At 71.9% G+C, this 23,951-nt stretch carries 21 protein-coding genes; 20 read left to right on the top strand and 1 reads right to left on the bottom strand.

Going from position 1 to position 23,951, the window contains the following annotated elements:
- Positions 1–70 precede the first annotated feature (70 nt).
- The 3 genes from LY12_RS09220 to LY12_RS09210 are packed head-to-tail and all read left to right on the top strand — an operon-like array spanning position 71 to position 3,143.
- Positions 71–1,300, top strand: coding sequence for a glycosyltransferase family 4 protein (locus tag LY12_RS09220; protein WP_253855110.1), 1,230 nt, complete (start codon positions 71–73; stop codon positions 1,298–1,300).
- Complete coding sequence (locus tag LY12_RS09215; protein ID WP_253855108.1) at positions 1,301–2,059, top strand: class I SAM-dependent methyltransferase; 759 nt, start codon at positions 1,301–1,303, stop codon at positions 2,057–2,059. It abuts the gene before it with no gap.
- A complete protein-coding gene (locus LY12_RS09210; RefSeq protein WP_253855107.1) occupies positions 2,052–3,143 on the top strand; it encodes a prenyltransferase/squalene oxidase repeat-containing protein in 1,092 nt (363 codons plus the stop codon). The genes LY12_RS09215 and LY12_RS09210 overlap by 8 nt, the downstream gene beginning before the upstream one ends.
- On the opposite strand, the gene LY12_RS09205 is transcribed toward LY12_RS09210, so the two are convergent.
- A complete protein-coding gene (locus LY12_RS09205) occupies positions 3,119–3,805 on the bottom strand; it encodes a class I SAM-dependent methyltransferase (RefSeq protein WP_253855105.1) in 687 nt (228 codons plus the stop codon). The two genes, LY12_RS09210 and LY12_RS09205, sit on opposite strands and share 25 nt — an antisense overlap.
- A gap of 193 nt (positions 3,806–3,998) precedes the next feature.
- Here LY12_RS09205 and LY12_RS09200 point away from each other — a divergent pair, with 193 nt between their 5' ends.
- The 17 genes from LY12_RS09200 to wag31 all read left to right on the top strand — a co-directional run bounded on the left by LY12_RS09200 (position 3,999) and on the right by wag31 (position 23,930).
- Complete coding sequence (locus tag LY12_RS09200) at positions 3,999–5,603, top strand: FAD-binding protein (RefSeq protein WP_253855103.1); 1,605 nt, start codon at positions 3,999–4,001, stop codon at positions 5,601–5,603.
- Positions 5,600–5,794, top strand: coding sequence for a ferredoxin (locus tag LY12_RS09195; RefSeq protein WP_183784025.1), 195 nt, complete (start codon positions 5,600–5,602; stop codon positions 5,792–5,794). Before LY12_RS09200 ends, LY12_RS09195 begins: the two co-directional genes overlap by 4 nt.
- Positions 5,791–7,554, top strand: a complete 1,764-nt coding sequence (gene kstD / locus LY12_RS09190; RefSeq protein ID WP_253855101.1) for a 3-oxosteroid 1-dehydrogenase — start codon at positions 5,791–5,793, stop codon at positions 7,552–7,554. Before LY12_RS09195 ends, kstD begins: the two co-directional genes overlap by 4 nt.
- Positions 7,555–7,807: 253 nt before the next feature.
- Complete coding sequence (locus LY12_RS09185) at positions 7,808–9,370, top strand: UDP-N-acetylmuramoyl-L-alanyl-D-glutamate--2,6-diaminopimelate ligase (RefSeq protein WP_253857253.1); 1,563 nt, start codon at positions 7,808–7,810, stop codon at positions 9,368–9,370.
- Positions 9,367–10,839 (top strand): UDP-N-acetylmuramoyl-tripeptide--D-alanyl-D-alanine ligase, encoded by a 1,473-nt coding sequence (locus tag LY12_RS09180; protein ID WP_253855099.1) that lies wholly within the window; start codon positions 9,367–9,369, stop codon positions 10,837–10,839. The genes LY12_RS09185 and LY12_RS09180 overlap by 4 nt, the downstream gene beginning before the upstream one ends.
- Complete coding sequence (gene mraY / locus LY12_RS09175) at positions 10,836–11,921, top strand: phospho-N-acetylmuramoyl-pentapeptide-transferase (protein WP_253855097.1); 1,086 nt, start codon at positions 10,836–10,838, stop codon at positions 11,919–11,921. Before LY12_RS09180 ends, mraY begins: the two co-directional genes overlap by 4 nt.
- A gap of 4 nt (positions 11,922–11,925) precedes the next feature.
- The gene (gene murD, locus LY12_RS09170; RefSeq protein ID WP_253855095.1) at positions 11,926–13,323 is read left to right on the top strand and encodes a UDP-N-acetylmuramoyl-L-alanine--D-glutamate ligase; all 1,398 of its coding nucleotides are present in this window, start codon (positions 11,926–11,928) and stop codon (positions 13,321–13,323) included.
- Complete coding sequence (gene ftsW / locus LY12_RS09165; protein WP_372493488.1) at positions 13,310–14,875, top strand: putative lipid II flippase FtsW; 1,566 nt, start codon at positions 13,310–13,312, stop codon at positions 14,873–14,875. Before murD ends, ftsW begins: the two co-directional genes overlap by 14 nt.
- Positions 14,872–16,008: an undecaprenyldiphospho-muramoylpentapeptide beta-N-acetylglucosaminyltransferase gene (gene murG / locus LY12_RS09160; protein ID WP_253855093.1), complete on the top strand. Its 1,137-nt coding sequence runs from the start codon at positions 14,872–14,874 to the stop codon at positions 16,006–16,008. Before ftsW ends, murG begins: the two co-directional genes overlap by 4 nt.
- Positions 15,998–17,446: a UDP-N-acetylmuramate--L-alanine ligase gene (gene murC / locus LY12_RS09155; RefSeq protein ID WP_372493487.1), complete on the top strand. Its 1,449-nt coding sequence runs from the start codon at positions 15,998–16,000 to the stop codon at positions 17,444–17,446. The genes murG and murC overlap by 11 nt, the downstream gene beginning before the upstream one ends.
- A 22-nt stretch (positions 17,447–17,468) precedes the next feature.
- Positions 17,469–18,296 (top strand): cell division protein FtsQ/DivIB, encoded by an 828-nt coding sequence (locus LY12_RS09150; protein ID WP_253855091.1) that lies wholly within the window; start codon positions 17,469–17,471, stop codon positions 18,294–18,296.
- A gap of 369 nt (positions 18,297–18,665) precedes the next feature.
- Positions 18,666–20,120: a cell division protein FtsZ gene (gene ftsZ / locus LY12_RS09145; RefSeq protein ID WP_253855089.1), complete on the top strand. Its 1,455-nt coding sequence runs from the start codon at positions 18,666–18,668 to the stop codon at positions 20,118–20,120.
- A gap of 152 nt (positions 20,121–20,272) precedes the next feature.
- Positions 20,273–20,977 (top strand): peptidoglycan editing factor PgeF, encoded by a 705-nt coding sequence (gene pgeF / locus LY12_RS09140; RefSeq protein WP_253855087.1) that lies wholly within the window; start codon positions 20,273–20,275, stop codon positions 20,975–20,977.
- 2 nt (positions 20,978–20,979) lie between these two features.
- Entirely contained in the window at positions 20,980–21,744 is a 765-nt protein-coding gene (locus LY12_RS09135; RefSeq protein ID WP_253855085.1) for a YggS family pyridoxal phosphate-dependent enzyme, read from the top strand.
- 78 nt (positions 21,745–21,822) lie between these two features.
- Positions 21,823–22,485 carry a cell division protein SepF gene (locus tag LY12_RS09130; protein WP_253855083.1) on the top strand — a complete coding sequence of 221 codons (663 nt, stop codon included), beginning with the start codon at positions 21,823–21,825 and terminating at the stop codon, positions 22,483–22,485.
- A 196-nt stretch (positions 22,486–22,681) separates the two neighbouring features.
- Positions 22,682–22,951, top strand: a complete 270-nt coding sequence (locus LY12_RS09125) for a YggT family protein (protein WP_183657479.1) — start codon at positions 22,682–22,684, stop codon at positions 22,949–22,951.
- A gap of 49 nt (positions 22,952–23,000) precedes the next feature.
- Entirely contained in the window at positions 23,001–23,930 is a 930-nt protein-coding gene (wag31, locus tag LY12_RS09120; RefSeq protein ID WP_253855079.1) for a DivIVA-like cell division protein Wag31, read from the top strand.
- The last annotated feature ends 21 nt before the right edge of the window (positions 23,931–23,951 follow it).

The raw sequence follows: 23,951 nt of genomic DNA, 5'->3' as shown, positions 1-23,951 counted from the left end.
AAGTGAAACATGTTCTAGTCTTGCTCGATGATCATGGCGGTCGTCCGGCGGGTGCGGGTGAGGTGATCGGATGCGTATCGCGTTGTTGTCCTACCGGAGCAAACCGCACTGCGGTGGGCAGGGAGTGTACGTGCGGCATCTCAGCCGGGGGCTGGCCGAACTCGGACACGACGTCGAGGTGCTGTCCGGGCAGCCCTATCCGGAGCTCGACGACCCGGTTCGGCTCACGACCGTGCCGAGTCTCGACCTGTACCGGGACCCCGACCCGTTCCGCACGCCGCGGCTCGGTGAGTACCGCGATGCCGTCGACCTGCTCGAGGTCGGGGCGATGTGGACGGCCGGTTTCCCGGAGCCGCTGACCTTCAGCCTGCGCGCAGCCCGGATGCTGCGGCGCAGGGCGGCCGAGTTCGACGTCGTGCACGACAACCAGTGCCTCGGCTACGGACTGCTCGGACTGCAGCGTGCCGGCGTTCCCCTGCTGGCGACGGTGCACCATCCGATCACCCGGGACCGGGTCGCCGATCTGGCGGCGGCGCCGTGGCGGCGCAGGCTCGCGGTCCGCCGCTGGTACGGCTTCGTGACGATGCAGGCGCGGGTGGCCCGGCGCCTGCCGCGGCTGATCACCGTGTCGCAGGCGTCGGCCGACGACATCGCCGATGACTTCCGGGTGGCACGGGAACGGCTCACGACGATTCCGCTGGGCGTCGACACGGAACTGTTCCGGCCCACCGGCGATCGGGTCCCGGGCCGGATCGTGGCGGTGGCCAGTGCGGACGTGCCGCTGAAAGGTGTCCGCCACCTGCTCGAATCGGTGGCGAAGCTGCGGGCCGAACGTGACGTCGAACTGGTGCTGGTCAGCAAGCTCGCCGACGACGGGCCCACCCGCAGGCTCATCGACGAACTGGCGATCGGCGACGTCGTGCGCGCGGTGCACGGGCTGGCCGACGACGAGCTCGCCGGCCTGCTGGCCTCGGCGGACGTGGCCTGTGTGCCGTCCCTCTACGAGGGCTTCTCGCTGCCCACGGTCGAAGCGATGGCCTGCGGCACGCCCCTGGTGGCCAGCCGGGCAGGAGCGTTGCCCGAGGTGGTGGGCGACTGCGGACGGCTCGTGCCTCCCGGCGACACCGAGGCGCTGACGCGGGAGCTGGCCACCGTGCTCGACGACCGGGATCTGCGCGGTCGCCTCGGCGAAGCGGGAAGGGCGCGGGCTCTCGAACGGTACAGCTGGCGATCCGTCGCTGCGTCCACAGTGGATGCATACCGCGAGGTGATCGACCGGACACGGCGAAAGGCGAGGTAGATGCTGACGGTGGATTTCGACCGGATCGGGGTCGGACCGGGTACGACCGTGATCGACGTCGGCTGCGGTGCGGGCAGGCACGCGTTCGAGGCCTACCGCCGCGGCGCCGATGTCGTGGCGTTCGACCAGGACAAGTCCGCGCTAGCCGAGGTCGAGACGATGTTCGCCGCGATGTCGGCCGAAGGTCAGGTGCCGGCGGGGGCCGCGGCCACCACGGTGGCGGGCGATGCGCTGCGGCTGCCGTTCCCGGACGGGGCGTTCGACTGCGTGATCGCCTCGGAGATCCTGGAGCACGTCCCCGAGGACGAACGGGCGATCGCCGAGCTCGTGCGCGTGGCGCGGCCCGGCGGGTCGGTCGTCGTCACGGTGCCCCGCTGGCTGCCGGAGCGCGTGTGCTGGCTGCTCTCGGACGCCTATCACGAGGTGGAGGGCGGGCACGTGCGGATCTACCGGGGCGATGAGCTGCGCGCGAAGCTGCGTTCCGCAGGGCTCCGGCCGGTCGGCGGCGAGCACGCGCACGCGCTGCATGCCCCCTACTGGTGGCTCAAATGCGCCGTCGGGCCCGACAACGACGACAACCCACTGGTCAAGGCCTATCACCGGGTGCTGGTGTGGGACATGATGCGGAAGCCCTGGCTGACCCGGACCGCCGAGCGGCTGCTCGATCCCGCGGTGGGCAAGAGTCTCGCGGTGTACAGCGTCAAGGACGCGGCCGGCGCCGACGGCCGCGGCGCGAGCCAGGGGGCCGCCGGTGACTGACCCGCCCGGAGTTCCTGCGGTTCCCGGGGTGCTGACCGCCGTGGACGTGACGGCCACGGCGGAGTCGATCGCCGCCGTGCAGGAGAGTTCCGGTGCCGTTCCGTGGTTCCCCGGCGGCCACACCGACCCGTGGGACCACGTGGAGTCCGCCATGGCGCTGACGGCCGCGGGCCTCCACGACGAGGCGGCGGCGGCCTACGACTGGTGCCGCCGCACCCAGCGGGCCGACGGATCGTGGCCGGCGAAGATCGTCGGTGGCCGCGTCGAGGACCCGACCACCGACACCAACTTCTGTGCGTACGTGGCGGTCGGCGTGTGGCACCACCTGACGTGCACCGGGGACGAGGAGTTCGCCCGCGGTATGTGGCCGGTCGTGCGGGCCGCCGTCGACCTCGTGCTCGACGCGCAGGCCGAACGCGGTGAGGTCGCCTGGGCGCGTGGCGGGGAGGGGGCATGGGCGGGCGAGGCTCTGCTGTCCGGATGCGCCAGCATCCACCAGAGTCTGCGGTGCGCGCTCGCGCTGGCCGACCACGTCGAGCGGCCCCAGCCGGACTGGGAGGTCGCGCTCGGCAGGCTCGGGCACGCGCTACGGGCCCACCCCGAGGCGTTCGCGGACAAGAGCCGGTACTCGATGGACTGGTACTACCCGGTGCTCGGGGGTGCCGTCCGCGGGCAGGCGGGGCTGGACCGGATCCACCGGCGCTGGCACGAGTTCGTCGTCGACGGGCTCGGCGCCCGGTGTGTCGACGACCGGCCGTGGGTCACCGGGGCGGAGACGTGCGAGCTCGTGCTCAGCCTCGATGCGCTGGGGGAGGCCGCGCGGGCCAGGGAGCTGCTGGCGGCCATGCAGCACCTTCGTGACCCGGACGGCTCGTACTGGACGGGCCACGTGTTCGCCGACGGCAAGCGCTGGCCCGAGGAACGGACCACGTGGACCGGTGCGGCGGTGATCCTGGCGGCCGACGCGCTGTCGCGCACCACTCCGGCGTCGGCGATCTTCCGCGGCGACGGCCTCCCGCTCGGTCTCGCACCCGTCGGCGCCGGGTGTGGCTGCGACACCTACGTGACGGGCGTTCCCGGCTGACCGGCGATCCGCCGCAGCAGGCGCATCGAGCCGGTCGCCGTGTGTTCGGCGAACTGCCCGGAGGCCAGCGCGCGGCGGAAGATGTGGAACGGCGGACGGCCGCCGTCGCGGGGATCGGGGAACACGTCGTGGATGGCCAGCAGGCCACCCGGCCGCACCCACGGTGCCCAGCCGGCGAGGTCGGCGTCGGCGGCTTCCTCGGTGTGGCCGCCGTCGATGAACACCAGGTCGGCCGGGGTCCGCCACAGCGCCGCGACCTCGGGGGACCGGCCGACCACGGCCACGACATGGTCCTCCAGCCCGGCTCCGGCGATGGTCCGGCGGAAGGCGGTCAGGGTGTCGAGCAGGCCGGTGTGGGGGTCGACGAGCCCGGGGTCGTGGTACTCCCAGCCGGGTTGGTGTTCCTCGGAACCGCGGTGGTGATCCACCGTCACGACCCGCGCACCCGTCTCCTGCGCGGCCGCGCCCAGGAAGACGGTCGACTTGCCGCAGTAGCTGCCGATCTCGACCGCGACGGGCCGCTCGTCGGCGTCGCCCGGCCGTGCGGCCACGGTCTCGTGCAGGGCGTCGTAGAGGGCGAGACCCTCGTCGGTGGGCATGAAACCGGGAGCGTCGAGTGCGGCGGTCAGCAGGTGGGGCGGCATGGCCGTGGCGGCGGGCATGCCGGGCACTGTAGGCGCGGCACACGGCGGGCTCAAGAATCGTCGTCCGAACCTGCAACACGATGCGGCCCTGTCGGGTGGTGGCGGTGCCTGCGCCCGGCCACAGCCGGTTCCGAATCCCGCCAAGAGTTGAAACATGTTTCAGAAATCGGCATCATGGTCCGGGCGATCAGCTCGCCGGAAGGAGTCTGCGATGCCGCACCGGGAATGGGACGCCGAAGCCGACGTCGTGATCGTCGGTTTCGGGGGTGCAGGGGCGTGCGCCGCCGTCGACGCCTGCGACCGCGGCGCCGACGTGCTCGTCCTCGATCGGTTCCAGGGCGGCGGCGCGACCGCCATCAGCGGCGGCGTCGTCTACGCAGGCGGCGGCACACCGCACCAGCGGGCCGCAGGATTCGCCGACACCACCGACGCGATGCTCGACTACCTCCGGCTCGAGACCGACGGCGTGGTCTCCGACGAGACGCTCGCTCGGTTCTGCGCGCAGAGCCCGGAGAATCTGCGCTGGCTCGAACGCCACGGCGTGCCGTTCGAAGGCAGCATGGCGCCGCGCAAGACGTCGTATCCCACCAACGAGCACTACCTGTACTACTCGGGCAGTGAGCTCTCCCCACCGTTCTCCGACGCCGCGATGCCCGCCCCGCGCGGGCATCGCGCGAAGGGCGCAGGCGTGTCCGGCAAACCGTTGTTCGGCGCGTTGCGCAGGGCCGTGGCCCGCAGGCCGATCGCGGTGCGGACACAGACGAAGGCGAGGCGGCTCGTCACCGATGGTGACCGGGTGACCGGGGTGGAGGTCTCGGAGATCCGCGGCCCGGTGCCCCGTGGCCTGCACCGGGTGCTCTCGTCGGCGGGCCGCAAACTCAACATCTACTATCGTCCGCTCGGCCGGATGCTGGACGGGCCGATCGCGAACCTGGAACGCCGGTACGGCGCGGTGCGCCGGTACCGCGCCCGCCGCGGCGTCGTGCTGGCGGCCGGTGGATTCGTGTTCAACCGGCCGCTGGTGGCCGAGCACGCGCCCGGCTACCGCCGTGGCTCGTCGCTCGGCACGATCGGTGACGACGGCAGCGGTATCGCCCTCGGTCAGGCGGTGGGCGGGCGGACCGACCGGATGCACCGGGTCTCGGCGTGGCGGTTCTTCAACCCGCCGCTGGCGATGGTCGACGGGGTACTCGTCAACAATCGCGGCGAGCGCATCTGCAACGAGGCGTACTACGGCGCGCGCATCGGCGACCGGGTCGCGCGGCAGCCCGGCTCGGAGGCGTATCTGATCATCGATGCGCGCATTCGTGAGGAGGCGCTCCGGCAGGCCCCGTCGCAGACACTGTGGTTCCAGCGACTGCAGGCCGAGTACGTCCTGCGGATCGGGCACGTCAGCGGCGGCGACCTGCCGACACTGGCCCGCAGGCGGGGCATCGATCCGGACGGGCTGTCGCACGCGATCGAGGAGTACAACGCCGGCGCCGCCACCGGTCACGACCGGATGGGCAAGGATCCGGCACACGTGAGGGCGCTGTCGACCGGCCCGTTCTACGCGATCGACTGCTCCATCCGTACGCAGCCGGGATTCCCGATCCCGATGATCACCCTCGGCGGCTTGACCGTCGACGAAACGACCGGTGCCGTCACCCGCGGCGACGGCACGCCGGTGCCGGGGTTGTACGCCGCGGGCCGCAACGCCGTCGGCGTGTGCTCGGAGTCCTATGTGAGCGGTCTGTCCATCGCGGACTGCGTGTTCTCCGGGCGCAGGGTGGCGGCCGCACTGACCGAGAAGCGATTTCAGGAGGAACAGGCGTGAGGATCGTCGTCGACTGGGACCTGTGCGAATCGAACGGAATCTGTGAGGCGGTCGCCCCCGACGTGTTCGAACTGGACGAGGACGAGAACCTGATCCTCAAGGCGGACCCGGATGCCGAGAACCGCGGCCGGATCCTGCAGGCCGTCGAGTCGTGCCCGAAGGCCGCGCTGTCGCTGGACGAGTCCGAGTGACGGGCGAGCGGAAGGCCGGAGCCGAGCCGCGGGACGGCGCGGAGGAGTTCGACGTCGTCGTGGTCGGCAGCGGTGCGGCCGGGCTGACCGCGGCGTTACGCGCCGCGCATCTCGGGCTGTCCACCGTGGTGTTGGAGAAGGCGGCCGCCTTCGGCGGGTCCACCGCCCGGTCGGGCGGTGGTGTGTGGGTTCCCGGCAACGACGCGCTGCGGCGAGCGGGCGTGCCGGACACGCCGGAGGCCGCCCGCGAGTACCTGCACGCCATCGTGGGGGAGGCGGCCGAGCCGGAACGTATCGACGCGTATCTCGAACACGGGCCCGCCGTACTGTCGTTCGTCGAACGGACCACGCCGTTGCGGCTGCGCTGGGTGCGCGGCTACTCGGACTACTACCCGGAAGCGCCCGGCGGGAAGGCGGCAGGCCGCTCGGCCGAGCCGAAGCCCGTCGACGCCCGGCTGCTCGGCGAGGATCGCGATCGGCTCGAACCGCCGTACAGCGCGCCGCCGCTCGGCGTGCCGCTCGGGCAGGCCGACTACCGGTGGCTGAGCCTGATCGCCCGCCACCCGCGGGGCCTGTTGACGTTGCTGAGCCTCGGCGTGCGCTGGCTCGGAGGGCTGTTGCTGGGCAAGCGCCAGCTGGTCATGGGGCAGGCGATCGCGGCCGCGCTCCGGATCGGCGTCCGCCGTGCCGGTGTCGAGGTCAGGCTCGACCGGCCGCTGTCGCGCCTGGAGACCTCGGGCGGCCGCGTGACCGGCGTCGTCGTCGACCGTGACGGCGAGGAGACCGTGGTGCGCGCCCGCTGCGGAGTGGTGCTCGCCGCGGGTGGATTCGAGCGGAACGCGGCGATGCGCGAGCAGCACCAGCGCGCCCCCATCGGTACGGAATGGACGGTCGGTGCCCAGGCCAACACGGGCGACGCCATCACCGCGGCGACGGCCGTGGGTGCGGCGGTGGACCTGATGGACGACGCCTGGTGGGGTCCGTCGATCCCGCTGCCCGGTGGGCCGTGGTTCGCCCTGGCCGAACGGTCCCGGCCCGGCAGCATCATGGTGAACGAGCACGGCCGCCGGTTCGTGAACGAGTCCGCGCCCTACGTGGACGCCGTGCACGCGATGTACGGCGGCGACCAGGGTCGCGGCGACGGCCCCGGCGAGAACATCCCGACCTGGCTGGTGTTCGACCAGCGGTACCGCAACCGGTACATGTTCACCGGCCTCGGCCCCCGCCAGCCGTTGCCGGGGCGCTGGTACAAGCACGGCGTCGTGGTGCAGGCGTCGTCGGTGGGGGCGCTGGCCGAGAAGATGGGCGTGCCCGCCGATGCGCTCGAATCCACAGTGGAACGCTTCAACGAGTACGCGAGGGCGGGCGAGGACGCCGAGTTCGGCCGTGGCCGGAGCCGCTACGACCACTACTACGGTGATCCGCGGAATCGTCCCAACCCGAGCCTCGGCGAGCTGGCCCAGGCGCCGTTCTACGCCGTGAAGATGGTGCCGGGTGACCTCGGCACGAAGGGCGGTGTGCGCACGGACACGCGGGCGCGCGTGCTGCGCGAGGACGGTTCGGCGATCGGCGGGCTCTACGCGGCGGGGAACACCAGCGCCGCCGTGATGGGCCGTACCTACGCCGGGCCCGGGGCGACGATCGGCCCGGCGATGGTCTTCGGCTATCTGGCGGCCGAGGATCTGGCTGCGGCCGGCACCGCGGCCGGAGCCGGCACCGTCGCCGAGCCGCAGGACGCGAACACGGACGCCGCTTCATAGGGACCCAGCTTCATAGGGGTGACCTCGCCGCGGGACGACGGCCTCGCAGGGCGCGGTGGCGGTGGCCGGATCCGGTGCCGTAGGGGTGCCATCGGTCGGCAGGGCAGCAGGCGACGCCGGACGTCGGCGGCTGCCGGCGACCGCTGAGTGGCGTCGCCGCGGGCGTGGGTAACCTTCCCGCGTGTCTGTCAACAAGGACGAGCGCGGTGGCGCGGCGCCCGGTCCCGCGGAGTCCGGTGGTGCTGCGTCCGGTGTGTCCGGTCCGCCCGCGGCGCCGCCGGGTCGCACCGGTCCGCCGCGGCCCGCGTACACCGAACCGGTTCCCGTGACGACGCTCGTGGCGCGCTCCGGTTCCCGCCTGCTCGCCGACCCGTCCGCGCCCGAGGTGACGGTGACGGGGGCGACCCTGCGTGGGCAGGACGTGCGGCCGGGTGACCTGTTCGCCGCGCTGCCCGGCGCGCGGGTGCACGGTGCCGATTTCGCCGCCGACGCGATCGCCGCGGGCGCCGCCGCGATCCTCACCGACGAGGCGGGCACCGAACGTCCCGCGATCGCCGACACCGAGCTGCCCGTGCTCGTGCATTCCGAGCCGCGTGCGGTACTCGGCGAGATCGCAGCCTGGATCTACGGCGAACCGTCGCTGACGCTCAACGTCCTCGGAACCACGGGCACATCGGGCAAAACCACCACGGCGTACCTGGTCGAAGCGGGGCTGCGCGCGGCGGGCCACACCACCGGTCTCATCGGAACGGTCGAGACCCGCGTCTCGGGCGAACGTCTCTCCAGCGCTTTCACCACGCCGGAGGCACCGGACCTGCAGGCGCTGTTCGCGCTCATGGTCGAGCAGGGCGTGACGCACGTGCCGATGGAGGTCTCCAGCCACGCGCTGAGCCTCGGGCGGGTGAACGGCACGCGGTTCACCGTGGGGGCGTTCACGAACCTGTCGCAGGACCACCTCGACTTCCACCGCGACATGGACGACTACTTCGCGGCGAAGTCGCTGCTGTTCGACGGCCGGTCGACGAGCGAGGTCGTGGTCGTCGACGCCGAATGGGGCCGCAGGCTCGTCACCCCGCAGACGGTCACGGTCGCCACCGAACCGGGTGTGGACGCCACGTGGCGGGCGAGCGACATCGCCACGACGCCCACGGGGGAACAGGCCTTCACCCTCCACGGGCCGGACGGGCGCACCGCACGGGCCAGTATCCCGCTGCCGGGGGAGTTCAACGTCGCCAACGCGACCCTGGCCGCGGCGATCCTCGACACGGCAGGCGTCCCGCTCGACGCGATCGTGGCGGGGCTGGCCGCCGTCGAGGTGCCGGGCCGGATGGAACGCGTCGCGCTGGGCCAGCCGTTCGCCGCGGTGGTGGACTACGCGCACAAGCCCGCGGCCGTCAGGGAAGCGCTGCGCGCGCTGCGGGCCGGCACGCACGGGCGCATCATCACGGTGCTCGGATGCGGCGGCGACCGGGACACCGCCAAACGGCCCGTCATGGGCGAGGCGGCCGTGCGCGGCAGTGAGCTGGTCATCGTCACCGACGACAATCCGCGCAGCGAGGACCCCGCCGCGATCAGGGCGGAGATGCTGCAGGGCGCCAGGGCCGTGGACTCGGCCCAGGCCGGCGAGATCCGGGAGATCGGCGACCGCAGGGAGGCCATCGTCGCCGCCGTGGCCGAGGCGACTCCCGGCGACGTCGTGCTCGTGGCGGGCAAAGGACACGAGAGCGGGCAGAACATCGCGGGCGTGGTGCATCCCTTCTCCGACAGGGATGAACTCGCGGCCGCCATCCGCGACAGACTCGAGGTGAGCGTGTGATCGAGATGAGCATGGCCGAGATCGCCGAGGTGACCGGCGGCCGGCTTCACCGTGCCGAGGGCACCGAGCGCGTGACGGCGTCGGTGGAGTTCGACTCCCGCAGGCTCACCGAGGGCGGGCTGTTCGTCGCACTGCCCGGTGAACGAGTCGACGGGCACGAGTTCGCCGCGAAGGCCGTCGCCGACGGTGCCGCCGGTGTGCTCGCGGGCCGTGCGGTCGACGCCCCCGCCGTGATCGCACCGCCGGTCGAGGCCGCACCGGCGAACGCCATGGCGCTGGCGGGCGACAGCGACGGGTCGGGCGCCGCGGTGCTCGCGGCGCTCGGCAAGCTGGCCAGGCACGTCGTCCTCCGGCTGACCGAGGCCGGGATGACGGTCGTCGGCGTCACCGGGTCGTCCGGCAAGACCTCGACCAAGGACCTCATCGCGCAGCTGCTCGAACCGCTCGGCCCGACGATCGCGCCGCCGGGGTCGTTCAACAACGAGCTGGGCCATCCCTGGACCGCGTTGCGCGCCGACGCCGCGACGCGCAACCTCGTGCTGGAGCTGTCGGCCCGCGGTCCCGGTCACATCGCCGAGCTGGCGCGGATCGCGCCCCCGACGATCGGTGCGGTCCTCAACGTCGGCACCGCGCACGTCGGCGAGTTCGGCTCCCGCGAGGGCATCGCGCAGACGAAGGGCGAGCTGGTGGAGGCGCTGCCCGCCGACGGCGTCGCCGTGCTCAACGCCGACGACCCGCTGGTCGCCGCCATGGCCTCCCGCACCTCGGCGCGCGTCGTGTTCGTCGGCGAGAGCGCCGAGGCGACGGTGCGGGCCGAGGACGTCCGCCTCGACGACCAGGCGCGGGCGTCGTTCCGGCTGGTCGCCCCGCAGGGCACGGCCGATGTGACGCTGTCGTTGCACGGCGAGCACCACGTCGGCAACGCCCTCACCGCCGCGGCGATCGCGCTCGAACTCGGTACGCCCGTCGCCGAGGTTGCCGCCCGGCTGTCCGGGGCCGAGCGCCGCTCCGCCCGGCGCATGGAGGTCACCACGCGCGCCGACGGCGTCACGGTGCTCAACGACTCGTACAACGCCAACCCCGAGTCGATGAAGGCCGCGCTCAAGACGCTCGCGTCGATGACCCGGAGCGAGGGCAGGCGATCATGGGCGGTCCTGTCGGAGATGGGCGAACTGGGTACCGATAGCGTGTCCGCGCACGACGAGATCGGCAGGCTCGCGGTGCGCCTGAACATCAGCAGGCTCGTGGTGGTCGGAGACGCGGCCGCCCCGATGCACACCGGTGCCAGCCACGAAGGTTCTTGGGGAGAGGAGTCGGTTCTGGTTCCCGACACCGACGCGGCCGTCGCCCTGCTGCGCGACGAACTGCGTCCCGACGACGTGGTCCTGGTGAAGGCCTCCAAGGTCGCCGAGATGTGGCGCGTGGCCGACGCGTTGCTGGAGGGCACCGAGCTGGAGGGCACCCAGTGATCAGCATCCTGATCGCGGCCTCGGTGGGGCTGCTGATCTCCATCCTGTTCACCCCGTACCTGATCAGGCTGTTCTCGAAGCAGGGCTTCGGGCAGGAGATCCGTGAGGAAGGGCCTGAAGGGCACCGGTCCAAGCGCGGCACCCCGACGATGGGCGGCGTGGCGATCATCGTGGCGATGGTCGTCGCGTACTTCGTGGCGCACCTGGTCGACGTGCTGCGGGACTCGTCGAACTCCGGGCCGACGGCGTCCGGTCTGCTCGTGTTGTTCCTGTCCGTCGGGCTCGGCCTCGTGGGTTTCCTCGACGATTTCATCAAGATCCGCAAGCAGCGCAACCTCGGCCTCAACAAGACGGCCAAGCTGGTCGGCCAGCTGCTCGTCGCGGTCGTGTTCGGCATCCTGGCGCTGCAGTTCGTCAACGACGACGGCCTGGCACCCGCCTCACAGCACCTGTCGTACGTGCGGGACCTGTCGCTGATCTTCCTCCCGGTCCCGGTGTTCATCCTGTTCTGCTACCTGCTGATCTCGGCGTGGTCGAACGCGGTGAACTTCACCGACGGGCTCGACGGCCTCGCGGGCGGCGCGGGCGCGATGGTGCTGGTCACCTACGTGGTGATCGCGTTCTGGCAGGCCCGGCTGAGCTGTGTCGAGACGCCGCAGGCCGCGTGTTACGACGTGCGGGACCCGCTCGATCTCGCCGTGGTGGCCGCGGCGGCGGCCGGTGCGTGTGTCGGGTTCCTGTGGTGGAACGCCGCACCGGCGAAGATCTTCATGGGCGACACCGGGTCGCTCGCGCTCGGTGGCCTCATCGCGGGCCTGTCGATGACGACGCGCACCGAGCTGCTCGCCATCGTCATCGGCGGTCTGTTCGTGGTCGAGATGGTGTCGGTGGTGCTGCAGATCGCGGTCTTCCGGACCACCCGCAAGCGGCTGTTCCGCATGGCGCCGTTCCATCACCATTTCGAGCTCTCCGGGTGGGCCGAGACGACGGTCATTATCCGCTTCTGGTTGCTCTCGGCGGTGTGCTGCATGTTCGGTCTCGGCCTGTTCTACAGCGAACAGCTCGGTCTCGGCGGGGGCTGAGACGGTGAAGCTGGCTGGAACGCGGGTCCTGGTCGCAGGCGCCGGAGTGACCGGCCGGTCGGTGACCGAGGCGCTGACCGAGCTCGGCGCCGACGTGACCGTGACCGACGGCAACGCGCAGCGGCTCGCCGAACTCGACGGGCTCGGTGCCACCCTGGAGCCCGGGCTCGACGCGCCGCCCGAAGGCACCCGTCTGGTCGTGACCAGCCCCGGCTGGCGGCCGACGGCGCCGCTGCTGCAGGCAGCGGCGGAGGCCGGTCTCGAGGTGATCGGTGACGTCGAACTGGCCTGGCGGCTCGGGCAGGAGCGCGAGCGCCCGCCCGTGTGGCTGGTCGTGACCGGGACCAACGGCAAGACCACCACCGTCGGCATGCTCGAGTCCGTGCTGCGCGCCGCCGGCGCCGACGCCGTGGCCTGCGGGAACGTGGGCTTCGCCGTCCTCGACGCCGTCCGCGCGGGTCACGACGTGCTGGCGGTCGAACTGTCCAGCTTCCAGCTGCACTGGTCGGACACCCTCGCCCCGCGCGCCTCCGTCGTGCTGAACGTCGCGGAGGACCACCTCGACTGGCACGGTGGTCTCGACGCCTACGCCGCCGCGAAGGGCAGTGTGCACGCTCGTTCGGCGACGGTCGTGCACAACGTGGGTGAGGAGTGGTCGCAGCGCCTCGCCGACGAGTACGCACCCGAGGGTGCGCGTCGCGTCGGGTTCCGCCTCGACACCCCGCGTCCCGGTGAGCTCGGCATCGTCGAGGACCTGCTCGTCGACCGCGCCTACGTCGGCGACCCCGTCCAGGGCGCCGAGGAACTGGCCACGCTCGCCGACGTCCGGCCCATCGGTCCGCACAACGTCGCCAACGCCCTCGCCGCCGCCGCCTTGGCGCGCGCCCACGGCGTCCCGTCCGCCGCGGTCGCCGAAGGCCTGCGCACCTTCACCCCCGGCGCGCACCGTGCGGTCGTCGCAGGGGAGATCGACGGGGTCCGCTACGTCAACGATTCGAAGGCCACCAACCCGCACGCCGCCACCGGTTCGCTGCTCGCGCAGGACGGTGTCGTCTGGATCGCGGGCGGCCAGCTCAAAGGCGCGTCCGTCGACGAACTCGTGCACGGGGTGGCGGCCCGGCTACGCGGTGTGGTCCTGCTCGGCGTCGACGCGGACGTGATCGGCGCCGCTGTTGCGCGACACGCGCCCGATGTTCCCGTCACACGCGTCGATCCGGGTGACCATGAGCCCATGACATCGGCGGTGAACGCGGCTCACGCGCTCGCAACGGCGGGCGACACGGTGGTGCTGGCGCCCGCGGCGGCGTCGCTGGACATGTTCCGCGACTACGCGGCGAGGGGCGAGGCGTTCACGACTGCCGTCGACGTGCTGAGACGGGAACGCCTCGGTGACGGCGATTGACGAGAGCCGATCCGGTTCCGCCGACTCCGCCCGGCGGAGCGAAGAGCGGAACCGGAGGAGGAGGCGCACCGAACGCGGATTCGCGGCGGTTCGCAGCGCGCTGACCGCGTGGCTGTCCCGCCCGCTCGCCGACTTCCACCTGATCCTCGCCGTGTGCGGGCTGCTCGTGGTCCTCGGCACCGTGATGGTGCTGTCGGCGTCGTCGGTGTCGTCCTACGATCCGGGCAACGCGAGCAGCGTGTACGCGCTCTTCCAGCGGCACCTGGTGTTCGTGGCCGTCGGCGCGGTCGTGTTCTGGCTCGGTGTGCGCATTCCGCTGCCGCGGATCCGGACCCTCTCGCCCGCCGCGATGGTGGTCGCGCTGGGCCTGCTCGCGCTCGTGCTCACCCCACTGGGCACCGAACAGAACGGTTCGCAGGGCTGGTTCGTCCTCGGGCCGCTCTCGCTGCAACCGGTGGAGCTCGGCAAGGTCGTGCTCACCCTGTGGGGAGCCCACATCCTGGTGACCAAGTATCAGGTGCTCCATCAGTGGCGGCACCTGCTGGTGCCGGTGGTGCCAGGGGCGCTGTTGATGTGCGCCCTCGTCATGGCCCAGCCCGACCTCGGCGGCACCGTGCCGCTCGGCATCGTGCTCGTCGCGCTGTTGTGGTTCGCGGGTGCGCCGAAGCGGCTGTTCGCCATCGTGCTGACCTCCGGTATCGCGGGGGCGGTGGTGCTCGCACTGATCGCCGACTACCGGCTCGACCGGGTCATGACGTTCCTCAACCCCGACGCCGACCCGCTCGGCAAGGGGATGCAGGCCAACCAGGCGCTGTACGCCCTCGCCGACGGCGGGCTGTTCGGCAAGGGGCTCGGGCAGGGCCAGTCGAAATGGATGTACCTGCCGAACGTGCAACACGACTTCATCTTCGCGCTGATCGGGGAGGAGCTCGGGTTCGTCGGCTGCATCGTCGTGATCGGCCTGTTCGGGCTGCTGACCTTCGTCGGCCTCCGCATCGCGATGCGTAACCTGGACCCGTGGATCCGGATCGTCGCCGGGACGCTGACGGTGTCGATCGTGTCGCAGGCCGCCATCAACATCGGTTACGTCGTCGGGTTGCTTCCCGTCACCGGCGTGACACTGCCGATGATCTCCTACGGCGGTACCTCGCTGCTGGTGACGATGCTGTTGTTCGGCCTCCTCGCCAACTGCGCGCGGCACGAACCGGAGGCCGTGGCGGCGTTGCGCACCCAGGGGCCCGGTAAGTTCGGGCGTCTGATGCGGTTGCCCGCGCCGGACCCGTACCGGCCGCCGGCCACCCGGCGCGGCGGTTCGAGGGGCGGTGGCTCGAGGGGCGGTGGCCGTGGTCAGGGCGGCACACGGTCGTCCGGCGCCAAAGCAGGCAGGCCCGCCACGCGCGGGGCACGGTCGGCCTCGACGCCCGACCGCCGCGGCTCGGCGCCGGAGTACGGTCGCCGCAGCCGGGGTGAACCGGCGCGTGGCGGACCGCGCAGGCCGAAACCGGACCGCTCCACGGGAACCAGTCGATCGACACGGAGAGGACGCAGGTGAGCCAGCCCGACACCGGTGCGCAGAAGACACCGGCACGCACCGCACCGACGGTTGTGGTCGCAGGGGGCGGCACGGCCGGCCACATCGAGCCCGCGCTCGCACTGGCCGACGCCGTCACGCGGCTCCGGCCGGACGCCACGGTCGTCGCGCTGGGCACGGAGCGCGGCCTGGAGACCACGCTGGTGCCGGACCGCGGTTACCCGCTGGAGCTGATCCCGCCGGTGCCGATGCCGCGCAAGCCCACGGCGGAGCTGCTGCGGCTCCCGCTGAAGGTGCGTGACGCGGTTCGCCGCACCCGCGAGGTGCTCGACCGTGTCGGCGCCGACGTCGTCGTCGGGTTCGGCGGCTACGTCGCGCTGCCCGCCTACCTGGCGGCCCGCGGTCGGACACCCATTGTCGTCCACGAGGCCAACAAACATCCGGGCCTCGCCAACAAGATCGGCGCCAGGCTCGCCGCGAAGGTCGCCGCGGCCGTGCCGGGGACGCCGCTGCCCGGCGCCGAGGTCGTGGGTATCCCGCTGCGGCACTCGATCACGTCCCTCGACCGCGCCGCGCTGCGCGCCGAGGCGCGCGCCCACTTCGGGCTCGACCCCGACGCGCCGACCGTGCTGGCCTTCGGCGGATCGCAGGGCGCACGGTCGATCAACGAGGCGGTCTCCGGTGCCGCGCAGACGTTCGCCGAGGCCGGTGTGGGCGTGCTGCACGCACACGGCCCGAAGAACTCCGTCGCGGTACGCGAATTCGCCGGCGCCCCGCCGTACGTGCCGGTGCCGTACCTGGAGCGGATGGACCTCGCCTACGCCGCGGCGGACCTGGTGCTGTGCCGATCGGGAGCGATGACGGTCGCCGAGGTGTCCGCCGTCGGTCTGCCGGCGGTGTTCGTCCCGCTGCCGCACGGCAACGGCGAGCAGGCGCTCAACGCCGAACCCGCGGTGCACGCCGGCGCCGGCCTGCTGATCGCGGACGACGCGCTGACACCGGAGGCGATCGCCGAACAGGTGGTCCCGCTGGTGACCGACGCCGAGCGGCTCGCGAAGATGAGCGCGGCCGCCGTCGGGTTGGGACACGGCGCGGCCGACGAAACACTGGCGCGGATGGTCTTGGAGGCCGGGGGACATGGCGATGACAGCTGACACACCCGAGGAGGCCGGCATGAACGCCGTCGCGTCGCGGCCGCCCGAGGTGCTGCTGCGGGCACACCTGATCGGTATCGGCGGTGCCGGCATGAGCGGCATCGCGCGGATCCTGCTGGCACGGGGCGCGCAGGTGTCCGGCTCCGACGCGAAGGAATCGCGGGCCTTCCTGACGCTGCGTGCCCAGGGCGCGCACATCGCGGTCGGCCAGTCGGCCGACAACCTCGGCCTCGCCGGAAGCGAACCGACGGCCGTGATCGTGTCGACGGCGATCCGCGACGACAACCCCGAACTGGCGGCCGCGCGCGCCCGCGGCATCCCGGTGCTGCACCGCGCCGAGGCGCTGGCCGCCCTGATGGCGGGTCACCGCGTCGCGTGCATCGCGGGCACCCACGGCAAAACGTCGACGACGTCGATGCTCACTGTGGCGCTGCAGCACTGCAGGCTCGACCCGTCGTTCGCGATCGGCGGCGACCTCAACGAATCGGGAGCGAACGCCCACCACGGCGAAGGTGGGGTGTTCGTCGCGGAGGCCGACGAGAGCGACGGATCGTTCCTGAGCTACACACCGGACGTGGCGGTCGTGACGAACGTCGAGCCCGACCACCTCGACCACCACGGCACCGTCGAGGCCTACATCGCCGTGTTCACGGAGTTCCTCCACCGGATCGCGCCGGGCGGTGCGCTCGTGGTGTGCGCGGACGACGCGGCGGCCGCCGAACTGGCGTGCCGCGCCGAGTCGGCAGGCGTGCGTGTGCTGCGGTACGGCCGGTCGGCGACCGGTGAGCACGACGCGCGGGTCGTGTCGTACGAACCGGCCGAAGAGGGCGGCACGGTGCGCCTGGCGCTCGGCGGTGAGGAACTCGAGGTGCGGGTGACCGTGCCGGGTGAGCACATGGCCTTCAACGCCGTCGCGGCGTTGCTGGCCGGTCTGGAACTGGGTGCCCCGGTCGACGGGATGCTCGCCGGCCTCGCCGTGTTCGGCGGCGTGCGCAGGCGGTTCGAGTTCAAGGGCCGCGCCGCCGACGTGCGCGTCTACGACGACTACGCCCACCACCCGACCGAGGTCGACGCGCAGCTGCGGGCCGTGCGGCACGCCGCGGGCACCGGCCGGGTCGTGGTCGTGTTCCAGCCGCACCTGTACTCCCGCACCGAGGCGTTCGCGGGGGAGTTCGCCGAAGCCCTCGGCCTGGCCGACGAGGTGATCCTGCTCGACGTCTACGGCGCGCGGGAGGAACCGAAACCGGGGGTGAGCGGCGAACTCGTCGCCGAGCGGATCACCGGTGCCGCCGTGCACTACGAGCCGGCCTTCGACCGCGCCACCGTGCTCGCGGCCGACCTCGTCAAACCGGGCGATCTGCTGGTGACCATGGGGGCGGGCGACGTGACACAGCTCGGCCCGGAGATCCTTGCCGAGCTGGACCGTCGCGGGACCTGAGAACGGCGAACGGACACCCGACATGACCAGCACGAGCCGACGTGGGCGGCGCGGGGGCGACGAGGAGGCTCCGGCGCGGCCCGCCAGGGCGGCCCAGCGGCGCGGTCGCCCCGACCCCGGACGGCGGGGCCGGGCCGGGGCGGGCCCCGCCCCCGAGCAGGCCGGGGCCGGTTTCGTGTCGCGGGCCCGCGCGCTGCGGCGGCGCTGGATCGCCGTGCTGAGCGTGCTCACGGTGCTCGGTCTGGCCTACGTGCTGCTGTTCACGTCCCTGCTGGGGGTGCGGTCGGTCGAGGTGACCGGGAACCGCGACGTCGGGGCGGACCGGGTGCGCGAGGTGGCCGAGGTGCCGGAGCGGCGCGCGATGCTCCGCGTCGACACCGACGCGATCGCCGACCGGGTCGCCGGGATTCCCGGTGTCGCGACCGTCGACGTCTCGCGGTCGTGGCCGTCGACGATCGAGATCGCGGTCACCGAGCGGACCCCCGCCGGGGTGTACGACACCGGTTCGACGCTGTACCTCGTCGACACCGGCGGGGTGGTGTACAAGGAGATTTCCGAGCGGCCCCAAGGACTTCCGGAATTCAAGATGTCCGAAGTGGGCGCCGACAAGGCAGCGACGCGCGCGGTGATCGCGGTACGCAGGGCACTGCCGGAACAGCTGCGGGACAAGGTCACGCAGTGGCGCGCGGACTCACCGGGCAGTGTCGAGTTCACGCTGCGCAGCGGCAAGACGGTGCGGTGGGGCGATGCGTCGGACAGTGACCGCAAGGCCAAGGTGCTCGGCGCGCTGATGACGCGACAGGGCAAGGTGTACGACGTGTCGAGTCCGGCGCTTCCGACCGTGTCCTGACGCTCGAGCCGGGGGTGATCCGCGCGGCTCCGTCCGCGTGGTTCCCGTCCCCGTGGTTCCCGCCGTGGTTCCCGTTCCCGTCCCCGTGGCGTCGGCCGCTGCTGCCGGTTTTCGTTGTGCGGCAACGTGCTCCGGGGGTGTTCGGGCCCCGGCGGGCGGTGGCGCAGCTAACGCCCGGCGTGGTGCAAACATCCGGCGACACGCGGCGTGGCGCCTGGATTCGGGCCCGCGCGATGCCTACCGTCCTACCGCAACGTTGGTAGTTGACATAAGTCTGACCCTCGACTTGAGGTTGAGGGTTTCCGGGAGTCCGAGGTCGACATCCAGCGCGAGCCAGGGACAAGCACCACGATCAGGAAGGCGAACCCGATGACGCCCCCGCACAATTACCTCGCGGTGATCAAGGTCGTCGGTATCGGCGGCGGCGGCGTGAACGCCGTGAACCGCATGATCGAGGTCGGCCTCAAAGGTGTCGAGTTCATCGCGGTGAACACCGACGCCCAGGCACTGCTGATGTCCGACGCGGACGTCAAACTCGACATCGGCCGGGAGCTGACCCGGGGACTGGGTGCGGGTGCCGCACCCGACGTCGGCCAGCAGGCGGCCGAGGACCACCGCGAGGAGATCGAAGAGGTCCTCAAGGGCGCCGACATGGTGTTCGTGACCGCGGGCGAAGGCGGCGGTACCGGCACCGGCGGTGCTCCGGTCGTGGCGCAGATCGCGCGCAAGCTCGGCGCACTGACCATCGGCGTGGTCACCCGCCCCTTCTCGTTCGAGGGCAAACGCCGCGGCAAGCAGGCCGAGGACGGGATACAGGAGCTGCGCAACGAGTGCGACACGCTCATCGTGATCCCGAACGACCGGCTGCTGCAGCTCGGCGACATCGGTGTCTCCCTGATGGATGCCTTCCGGTCGGCCGACGAGGTGTTGCTCTCCGGTGTGCAGGGCATCACCGACCTGATCACCACGCCCGGTCTGATCAACCTGGACTTCGCCGACGTCAAGAGCGTCATGTCGGGCGCGGGCAGCGCACTCATGGGCATCGGCTCGGCGCGTGGCGAGGGTCGCGCCGTGCAGGCCGCGGAGAAGGCGATCAACTCCCCGCTGCTCGAGGCGTCCATGGACGGTGCGCACGGCGCCCTGCTGTCGATAGCGGGCGGGTCCGATCTGGGCCTGTTCGAGATCAACGAGGCGGCGTCGCTGGTGCAGGAGTCGGCGCACCCGGAGGCGAACATCATCTTCGGAACGATCATCGACGACTCGCTCGGTGACGAGGTCCGCGTGACGGTGATCGCCGCCGGATTCGACGCGGGCACGCCCACGCACAAGAAGCTGGACCCCGGGACGCTCACGGCGAACGGTTCGACCATGACGGTCGAGGCGGGCGAGACCGGCGGCGCACCGGCGGAATCCGGCGGGCCCGCAGCCGCCACCCCGCCGCAGCCCGCCGCGGGAAATCCTGCCGAGCAGTCGGCCCCTCCCTCGGCGGGGGCGACCCCCGCGAACGGGGCGGCGTCGGCTCACGCCGGCGGTTCGGCCGGGGCTCCGCCGTCGGGTGGGGCACAGCCCGTGCCGGGCGGCCAGCAGGGCAGGCCCGCGCCGCAGCCGTCCGCACCCCAGGGCTCGCCGCAACAAGGGGCAGCGCCCCAGGGTTCGCCGCAGCAGGGTTCGCCGCAGCAGCCGGGGCCCCCTTCGGCGCCGGCGTCCGGCCAGGCCCAGGCGGGGGCGCCGCGTCCGCAGACCGGGCTGCCGGGCGGCACCCAGCCGGTGACGGAGGACCCGTCCGACGACGAGGTCGACGTCCCGCCGTTCATGCGTCGCTGAGGCACGTTCGGAAGCACCCGGCTCGCTCTCGAGGGTCACCGTTCCCGCAGCAGGGGATGGTGGCCCTCGGCGTGTGTCCGGGGTCCGTAGGCTTTCCGGTGCCGACGGCCCGCAGGGGCCGATCACGGAGGCCCGAGCGAAAGGACGAATCGGTGCGCATCAGGCGCGTGATCACGACGAGGGCGGGCGGCTACTCGAAACCCCCGTACGACTCGTTCAACCTCGGGCTGCACGTCGGGGACGACCCCGACGCGGTGCGCGCCAACCGGGCGCGGCTGGCCACCGAGCTGGGCCTCGCCGAGGACCGCCTCGCCTGGATGGAACAGGTTCACGGCCGCACCGCGACGATCGTGGACGGCACGGAGACCGAACCGGCGGAGGCAACCGACGCCCTGGTGACGGCGACGCCCGGCGTGGTGCCGGTGGTGCTCGTCGCGGACTGCGTGCCGGTACTGCTCGGCGACGCCGAGGCGGGCGTGGTCGGCGCGGTGCACGCGGGACGGGTGGGCGCGCGCGTGGGCGTCGTGCCCGCCGCGCTCGACGCCATGCGTTCCGTGGGCGCCGAGACGGGGCGGATCGAGGCGCTGCTGGGCCCGTCCGTGTGCGGTTCCTGCTACGAGGTGCCCGCCGACATGGCCGCCGACGTCGAGGCGCACCTGCCGGGCAGCCGCTGCCGGAGCCGGAAGGGGACGGCCGCGCTCGACCTGCACGCGGGTCTGTGGCGGCAGCTCGCCGACGCGGGCGTGGGCAAGATCGGCGTGGATCCGCGCTGCACCGTGGAGGACCACACACTGTTCAGTCACCGCAGGGACAACCCTTCGGGCCGGATCGCTGCGCTGACGTGGATCGAGGAGTGAGCGTGACCCCCGAGACGCAGGGCGATCCGCACCAGCGCCGCGCGGAGCTGGCGGCGTCGCTGGAGGCCGTCCGTGGCCGGATCGGCGAGGCGTGCGCCGCGGCGGGGCGGGACGCGGGTGAGGTGCGGTTGCTCGCCGTGACGAAGACCTTTCCCGCGTCCGATGCCGCCTTGCTGAGTGATCTGGGGGTCACGGACCTGGCCGAGAACCGCGACCAGGAGGCGGGCCCGAAGGCGGCGGAGGTCGCCGGACTCCGGCCTGCGGCGTCCGTGCGCTGGCACATGGTCGGACGGCTGCAGCGGAACAAGGCGAAGTCGGTCGCGGAGTGGGCGAGTGAGGTGCAGTCGGTCGACTCGCAGCGTCTCGCCGAGGCGCTCGCCAAGGCGGTGCACACCGCTCGCGAGGCGGGCATCCGGTCCGGACCGCTGGACGTGCTGCTGCAGGCGAGTCTCGACTCCGCGGCCGGCGCCGCAGGGCGCGGCGGGTGCCCGCTCGGTGACCTGCCGCAACTGGCCGACATCATCGCTCGGTCGGGTGAGTCACTGCGACTGCGGGGAGTCATGGCCGTCGCCCCGCTGGGGGTGGATCCGGAACCGGCGTTCGCCCGGCTCGCCGAGGCGCACGCGAGGGTGAGACGTGATCATCCCGACGCCGTGGAGCTTTCAGCAGGAATGAGCGGGGATTTGGAGGCCGCAGTGGCGCACGGCTCGACTTGTGTGCGTGTCGGAACCGCGTTGCTCGGTGGCCGCGGTCTAGCCTCGCCATAGAGACGTTCACCCACAGTGGCGTTTTGCGGTGACTCAGCGTCAAGGGTGGGGACGCGACCGTGCGGGCGAGGGAGAGGCATGAGCACGCTGCACAAGCTGAAGGCCTACTTCGGGATGGTCCCTGCCGAGGACGAGTACGACTACGACGACTACCGGCGCGGCTACGCCGACGACCCGGACGCGTACGACTCCTACGAGGCCTACGACTCCTATGACGCGTACGACCGCGGCAGGAGCGAGTACCGCGAGGCGGACTACGACGAGCCGCCGCGCCGCGGACGCTCGCGGTACCACGTCATGGACGAGTTCGAGGAGCCCGAGCCCGTCCGCTCGCGGCGTTCGGCCCCCGAGCCGTCGCCGGTCCACGGCTCGCTCGCCGTCGACCGGCAACCGGAACCGGTCACCCGGCTGCGGCCGGCCCCCGAGCCGCCTGCGCGCGCCCCTGCGGCGAGCCGGGACCCGCTGAGCCGGATCCGCACGTTGCACCCGACGAGTTACACCGAGGCCCGCGAGATCGGCGAGGCCTACCGGGACGGCACTCCCGTGATCATCAACCTGACCGAAATGGACAATGCGGACGCGAAGCGGGTCGTGGACTTCGCGGCCGGGCTGGCGTTCGCGCTGCGCGGCTCGATGGATCGCGTCACCAACAAGGTGTTCTTGCTCTCGCCCCCGGACGCGGACGTCTCGGCCGAGGACCGCAGGCGCATCGCCGAAGGTGGCCTGTTCCTCCGCCGCTGAGTCCCCGCCTGTCCTGCCGAAGTCCCTGCTGACGCATGCCGCCGACTCATGCCGTCCACCCCGGCTGTCGCTGACCCCTGCCGCCGGTCACCCGGTCACCGCCGGGCGCCGGTGGAGGGCCGCCGGGCGCGTTGCCGGGCCGGTGGCCCACAACGCCGCCGGTTGTGGCTAGAGTGGCGGCGTGGATGCGGTCCGGATGGTCTTTTATTGGCTGCTCTTTGTCTTCTGGCTCCTGCTCACGGCGCGGATCGTCGTCGAGCTTGTACGGGCTTTCGCGCGCGAATGGCGACCCGCGGGAGGGGTTGCGGTCGCGGTCGAGAGCATCTACACAGTGACAGACCCACCGGTCAAGCTCGTGCGACGTGTTATTCCCATCGTGCGGATAGGCGGCGTGGGCCTGGACTTATCGATTATGGTGCTGCTGTTGGTTGTGTTCATACTGATGCAACTGGCGCTACCCGGGTGACGGGGAACCCGGATCGTCCGACAGCCCATGGAGTGCGTGAGGTGATCTGATGTCGTTGACCCCTGCTGACGTGCATAACGTCGCGTTCAGCAAGCCGCCTATCGGCAAGCGGGGCTACAACGAGGACGAGGTGGATGCGTTCCTCGACCTGGTGGAGACGGAACTTGCCCGGTTGATCGAGGACAACAACGAGCTGCGCCAGCAAGTGGAGCAGCTCGACGCCGAGCTGGAGTCGACCCGCGGTGAGCTGGAGTCGGCGAAGGCCGGCGGTACCGCGCAGGCGGCACAGTCCGCCCCGCAGCGCGGATCCACCGACGAGGCCCCGTCGCGGCGACTCGCCCCGGTGCCACCCCCGTCGTCGACCGAGCAGACACAGGCCACGGCCGCGGGCCTGCTCGGCGGTGAGAACGGCGAGCCGAACGTGCAGGCCGCCAAGGTCCTGGGCCTGGCCCAGGAGATGGCCGACCGGCTGACCGCCGAGGCCAAGACCGAGTCCGACGGCATGCTCGCCGAGGCCAGGACGAAGTCCGAGCAGTTGCTGTCCGACGCCCGCTCGAAGGCGGACTCGATGGTCAACGAGGCGCGTACGCGCGCCGAGAGCATGCTCAACGACGCTCGGACCCGGGCGGAGACGCTCGAGCGTCAGGCGCGCGACAAGGCGACCACTCTGGATCGCGAGGCGCAGCGCAAGTACACCGAGACGATGAACAACCTGAACACCGAGAAGGGCGAGCTCAACAAGAAGATCGAGGAGCTGCGCACGATCGAGCGCGAGTACCGCACGCGGCTCCGTGGCTTCCTGGAATCGCAGCTGCGCGAACTCGACGATCGTGGTTCGGCCGCGCCCGCCTCGGCGGCGACGTCCTCCTCGTCCGAGTCCTCGTCCTCATCGACGTCGACGGGCAGCTCGAGTTCGAGCTCGAACTCCTCGAACGGCGGGCAGGGCTACTCGTTCGGTCCGCGCGCCGAAGCGGGCTGACACCGAAACGGCACTACCGGG

This window comes from Prauserella alba, assembly GCF_024171735.1.
Lineage (GTDB): Bacteria > Actinomycetota > Actinomycetes > Mycobacteriales > Pseudonocardiaceae > Prauserella > Prauserella alba.
Note: the sequence above shows the minus strand (reverse complement) of the source record. Positions and strands in the feature narration are given on the sequence as shown.